At 62.6% G+C, this 6,442-nt stretch carries 2 protein-coding genes and 1 pseudogene; all 3 read left to right on the top strand.

The genetic code is table 11. From position 1 onward, the window contains the following. A partial coding sequence (locus ACQKP4_RS27980) for a fumarate hydratase C-terminal domain-containing protein (RefSeq protein ID WP_427637269.1) occupies nt 1-725 on the top strand: 725 nt, incomplete at its 5' end. Between the two features lie 223 nt (nt 726-948). Next, nucleotides 949-5,493, top strand: coding sequence for a SpvB/TcaC N-terminal domain-containing protein (locus ACQKP4_RS27975; RefSeq protein ID WP_427637268.1), 4,545 nt, complete (start codon nt 949-951; stop codon nt 5,491-5,493). Then, nucleotides 5,490-6,442: pseudogene (locus ACQKP4_RS27970) on the top strand (toxin); the annotation flags it as partial. The gene ACQKP4_RS27975 and the pseudogene ACQKP4_RS27970, both read left to right, overlap by 4 nt.

Genomic DNA, 6,442 nt, shown 5'->3' with positions numbered 1-6,442 from the left:
AACAGCCAGATGAAACCGGCCCAATCGAAACCTGTCGCAGTCGTTTTGCTGCGTTTGAACAAAGACATTCAGCGCTCCAGCCAAGTAATCATCGACCGCTGGACGCCTACCCGGAAATCGTCTGGGAAGCCGGCCCGTCGGCCCGTCGCGTCAACCTCGACACCCTGACCCCGGAAGACGTGCAGAGCTGGAAGCCGGGCGAAACCGTCCTGCTCAACGGCAAGATGCTCACCGGTCGCGACGCCGCGCACAAGCGCATGGTCGAGATGCTGAACAAGGGTGAAACCCTGCCGGTGGACCTCAAAGGTCGCTTCATCTACTACGTCGGCCCGGTTGATCCGGTGCGCGAAGAAGTGGTGGGCCCTGCCGGTCCGACCACGGCGACGCGGATGGACAAGTTCACCCGTCAGATCCTCGAGCAAACCGGCCTGCTGGGCATGATCGGCAAATCCGAGCGCGGTCCGACCGCCATCGAAGCGATCAAGGACCACAAAGCCGTGTACCTGATGGCGGTGGGCGGCGCCGCTTACCTGGTGGCGCAGGCCATCAAGAAGTCGCGCGTGGTGGCGTTCGCCGAATTGGGGATGGAAGCCATCTACGAGTTCGACGTGAAGGACATGCCGGTCACCGTGGCGGTGGACAGCAAGGGCGAGTCGGTACACATCACCGGTCCTGCCATCTGGCAGAAAAAGATCAGTGAAAGCCTGGCGGTCGAAGTGCAGTAAGCACGTTCGCCTGTCAAAGCGGCCGGGGTATCTGAAAAGAGGCCCCGGCCTTTTTTTGCCCGGCGATTTGATCAATGGTTATAGAACGCAGGTTTTTTCATCCCAATCGGTCTAAAAAACCCGGCTGTACCTGTCAGATCTGACAGGTTACGCAACACCCTGATCTTGATAGCGTGGCCCCATCACGCGATACCGCGGGCGCCCGCCGAACAGGATCAGCACCATGGAAGAACAAGCCGCCCTCAGCATCACTGAACCCGCCATCGCCAAGAGCGCGTCGATCGCCACGATTGGTAAAAGCTGGGGGTCGGTGGGCGTGACGGGCAGTGCTTCGTTCGACTTGCCGTTGCCCCTGTCCGCCGGGCGCGGTTTCGACCCCAACCTGGTGCTGGGTTATGACAGCCAGGCCGGTAACGGGCCGTTCGGTATCGGCTGGAACCTGGGCATCAATGCCATTACCCGCCGGACCGCCAAGGGTGTGCCCGAGTACCTCGCCACCGACATCATGGTCGGCCCTGGCGGTGAGGAGTGGATGCCGGAACTGGATGATCAGGGCCAGCCGAAATCCAGGATCGAAACCCACTACCGCAACCTCTCCATTGGTCAACACCGCGTGGTGCGCTACTGGCCGCGCGTCGAGCGTTCATCCGAGCTGATCGAGTTGTGGCAACCGCAAGCAAAGCCGTGCTTCTGGCTGGTACACGGGGCCGACGGCACCCTGCACGTCTATGGCAAAACCGACACGTCCCGCCTTGCCGAACCGCTCGACCCGGCCAACCTTGACGCGCCCGCGCGCATCGGTGCGTGGCTGCTGCTTGAAAGCATGAATACCCACGGCGAACACATCTGCTTCGACTACAAGCCCGAAGACCCGACGCCGCCCGCCGGCAACGGGCATGACTACCGAGCCCAGCGCTACCTGCACCGGGTGCTTTACGGCAATGCCCGCGCCAGCCAGGACTTGTACGCCTGGACGGTGGACAACCCGACGAGTCTGGACTGGCACTTCCACCTGGTGCTCGACTACGGCGAACGTACCCTCGACCTGGACAAGAAACCGCTCTACGGGGCTCCCTTCGATACGCCCGGCGATGGTTTCGGTGAGTGGTCACTGCGCAGCGATCCCTTCCACCGCTACAGCTACGGTTTCGAACTGGGCACCCGACGCCTGTGCCATCAAGCGCTGATGTTTCATCATTTCCCGCAAAAACTGGGGCCTGCCCCCGTGCTCGTTCGGCGCTTGCTGCTGCAATACCGCACGACCTCGCTGGCGTACACCCAACTGGTGGCGGCGCACTATCAGGCGTACGACGCCCGCGGCGCTGTGGAAAACAGCCCGCCGGTGGAATTCGACTATTCAGCCTTCACACTTGACACCCGGCCAAGCCCGTTCTTCCCCTTCGAAAACATGCCCGGCGTTGCGGACGGCGCGCGCCACCAATGTGTCGATCTGTTCGGTGAAGGCGTGCCGGGTTTCCTCTGTCGGTACGACCAGAGCTGGTATTACCGCGAGCCCTTGCGCGCGTCGACGGGGGCCGATGACATCGGCTACGGCCCCTGGACCGAGCTGTCGCAGATTCCCGTGGCCGATCGCAATCAAGCGGCCTATCAGGCACTGACCGATCTGACGGGCGACGGCCGGCTCGACTGGATCATCGCCACACCCGGCGTCAGCGGTTTCCATACGCTCAACCCGGATCGAAGCTGGTCGGAGTTCATGCCCTTTTCGGCATTCCCGGTGGAGTTTTTTCACACGCTCTCGCAGTCTGGCGACTTGATGGGCGACGGGCTCAGTTCGATGGTGTTGATCGGCCCGCGCAGCGTGCGCCTGTATGCCAATCGGCGTGAGGACGGTTTCACCCAGGGCCAGGACGTCGAACACATGCCGGCCACCGACCGCCTGCCGCTGTTCAGCGCTTCGCGCAGCGAACTGGTGTTGCTGGGCAACCTGCTGGGCAGCGACATGACCGAGTTGTGCCGCATCCGTCACGACGAAATCAAATGCTGGCCGAACCTGGGCCACGGTCGGTTCGGCGAAGGGTTTGTCATGAGCGCCCTGCCCTTCGACTACGCGACATTCGATGCGGCGCAAGTGCGGATCGCCGACCTCGACGGCTCCGGCGCGCCGGCCCTGATTTACCTGAAGTCCGATGGTTTCGAGGTCTATTTCAATCACGGCGGCAATGGCCTGGCGCAGACTCCCGTGTCGGTGCCCTGGCCCGAGGGCGTCCGTTACGACGCTCTGTGCCAGGTCACTTTCGCCGACCTGCAAGGCCTGGGTTGCGCGAGCCTGATCCTGACGGTGCCGCACCTGTCGCCACGGCACTGGCGCTACGACTTTGTCAGCGCCAAGCCTTACATGCTGGTCGCCAGTAACAACAACATGGGCTGCAGCACCGAAGTGGTGTACCGCAGTTCGGCGCAGGAATGGCTGGATGAAAAGCCCGCGAGCGAACCGGTGTGCTACCTGCCATTCCCGGTGCCGGTGGTCAGCAAGCAATACCAACTCGACGAAATCACCGGCAACCGCCTGAGCCAGAGTTTCGAGTATTTGCAGGGTTACTACGATGGCCGTAACCGTGAGTTTCGCGGTTTTGGCCTGCTGCGCCAGACCGACAGCGAAACCGCCGACCGTGAAGACGACAGCGGGTTTACCGCACCGGCGCGGGTCTGCACCTGGTTTCATACCGGGCGGCTGATCGATCTGCCCCGTGAAGGCTGTTTCGATCGCGACCCCGAAGCCGTAGCGCTGCAACCCACGCTGTACTGCCAGTACCACCGCAACGACAAGTTTGATGAGCCGGTGCCACCCGCCGACGACACCACCGCCCACGAAATCGCCCGTGCGCTCGCCGGATCGGTGCTGCGCGTGGAGACCTACGCCGCTGACGACGACCCGGCCACGGCGCTACCCTTCTCGGTGGTGGACAGCCGTTACAAAGTCCGCGAACTGCGCTCGGCCGGCCGCCATGATGCCTACCCGATCATGCAGCCGCTGGCGCTGGAAACGATCAGCTACCAATACGAACGCTGCGCCAATGATCCGCTGTGCCGGCATGACATTACGCTGGACCACGACGAATTCGGCCTGCCCAGCCACGCCATTACGGTCAGCTATGCACGGCGCAGAACCGCGCTCGACGAACCGCCGTTCGACGATGTCGATGAACGGCAATGGTGGCTGGATGCCCATGACCCGGCGCAACAGGCGTACTACCTGAATGAAACCCGCGCCGAATTCATTCACCTGACCGACCCCGAAGGCTGGCGCCTGGGCCTGCCGTTTCGGCAACGTGGTAATGCGTTGGTCCTGCCCAAGGGATCGGCGCCCGAAGGCTTGAACCCCGCCGAAATTTCCCATGAGCGGTTCATTGAACGGTATGCGTCCCCCGAATGGGTCGCGCAGCGATTACTGACCAGCCAATCCGTCCACCGCTACCTCAAGACCGACGATCAAACCGCGCTGGCCGATGGCGACGCCGAGTTCGAGGCGCTGCGCGCGCCGCTGGAACTCGCCCAACTGGACAAGGCCGCGCTGGAGGCCTACGACACCGTGCCTTCGCTGGTCATTCGGGACGAACTGGAAAAAATCGGCTATGCCGCCATGCCGCTGATTCTGGGGGTCGACCCGGTCGCGGACGAGGAGGAAGACCAACGAAAAAACCTCTGGTCGTCGCGGTACGGATTTGCCAGGTTCGACACAGCCGAGCACTTTCACAAGGTGCTCGAGTACCACGAAACTCCGAGCCACGGCATCACCACGGCGCTTTACGATGACTACCATCTGCTGGTGCAAAGCGTCACACAGCCGGACGGTTGCCAGGCCCGTTTCGACTATGACTATTACGCGCTACAGCTCATGCGCGGCATCGATGCCAACGACAATGTCGAAGAGGCGCTCTACGAACCCTCCGGGCAACCCCTGGCGATCACGTTCCATGGCACCGAAAACGGCGAGGCAGCCGGTTTTCGTCCCATCGACGAACATGTTCCGCCGGTGGATCATCGCCCCGACCCGGCCATTGCCGACCCCAAAGGTGCGCTGCAAAACGCCGCCAGCGTGTTGCGCAAGGATCTGTTCAGCTGGATGGGTGAACTGCCCGAATCCGTCAGGCAGTCACCGAAATGGCTGAACACCTGGATCGCCCAAGGCGACGTGCTGCCCAGCCTGCACATTCGCGCCAGCGCGCGGCTCAGGCTGTCTCGGCTCAAGTCACTGACCGAGCCGGAACAGGCGCTGCTGGACCTGATCCGCACGGTTCCCCGCGAGCCAGTGCACAGCGTTGTCCTCACCGCCGACCGCTACCACGACGATGAGCTGCAACAAATCCAGATCGTCAAAGCCTTTGTCGACGGATTCGGCCGGCCATTGCAGACCCAGCAAAGGGTCGAGCCCGGCCTCGCGTTCGAAGTGCAAAACGGCGAGCTGGTGATTGAAAACGGCGAACCGAAAACGGTGCACGCCAACCCGCGCTGGCGCGTCAGCGAACGGGTGGAATACAACAACAAGGGCTTGCCCGTTCGGGTGTTTCGCCCGTATTTCGCCAACGGACATGGCTACGTCAATGATCAGTCCCTGCGCGAATCTGGGCATCACGATCAGAACTTTTACGACGTGCCCGGTCGCCTGTGCCGGGTCATCAATGCCAAGGGCGATGTCGCGCTCGAAATCATTCACCCCTGGTACACCACCAGCCTGGACTTCAATGACACCTGGGTTGCGCCGGCTGACGGTGGACGCAAGGGAAGCAAGGGAAGCAAGCCATGACCACCACGGTCCATTGGCGCACGCCTTTTGTTGCAGCCAATGATCCGCGTGGCTTGTCCGCGCGCCAGATTGCCTGCCTGCGCCGGGCAGCGGGGCAACCGGTCGAGACGCTCATCACCCGGCACCGCCATGACGCCGCCGGGCGGCGCGTGGAGCAATGGGACCCGCGACTGTTCGAGTCTGCCGCCAGCGCCAACCAGAGCACGGATTACCGGCTGTCCGGCGAGCCGCTGAAGGTCGATTCCGTCGATGCCGGCTGGCGCTTGAGCCTTTTCGGCTTGGCCGGCGAAGAACTGCAACGCTGGGATGCACGCGGCGGTCATTGGCGCATCACCTACGACGAGCAGTTACGCCCGATTGCGATCGATGAAAACGGTCGGCCGAACGTTGAAAACTTTTTCTATGCCGATGCGGGCGCCGATTCCGCTTTCAACGTGCGAGGCCAGTTGACCGAACACCTCGACAGCTGCGGCACCTTGAGTTTTGAAAGCTACAGCCTGCGGGGATTGCCCATGCGCGAAACCCGGACCCTGGCCGGGGGCGACGCGTTTACCAGCCGTCGCCGGTACAGCCCGCTCGGTAGCACGCTGAGCCAGACCGACGCCGGCGATCACCAGCAACAGGCGCGTTACGACCTCGCCGGGCAACTCAAGCAGGTCGATTTGCTGATCAAGGGCGGCCCGGCCTGGCAGACCGTGCTCAACGACGCCCAGTACAACGCCGCCGGCCAGATCATCGAACAACAGGCCGGCAACCATGTGCTCAGCACCTGGACCTACGACCTCGGCAACGGGCGCCTGTGCACGCACCGCGCCCAAAAGGAAACCGGGCCGACGCTGCGGGATATCGAGTATTTCTACGACCCCGTCGGCAACATTACCCGCCTCGAGGACCACCTCTTCGAGCCCATTCATTTCGCCAATCAACGTGTCGATGGCCACCGCGACTT

The organism is Pseudomonas sp. NPDC086278 (assembly GCF_050280905.1).
Taxonomy (GTDB): Bacteria; Pseudomonadota; Gammaproteobacteria; order Pseudomonadales; family Pseudomonadaceae; genus Aquipseudomonas.
Note: the sequence above shows the minus strand (reverse complement) of the source record. Positions and strands in the feature narration are given on the sequence as shown.

What these genes read in the sequence shown, in the direction of transcription:
- ACQKP4_RS27975 (WP_427637268.1), top strand. Translation starts at nt 949, where the DNA reads ATGGAAGAACAAGCCGCCCTCAGCATCACTGAACCCGCCATCGCCAAG.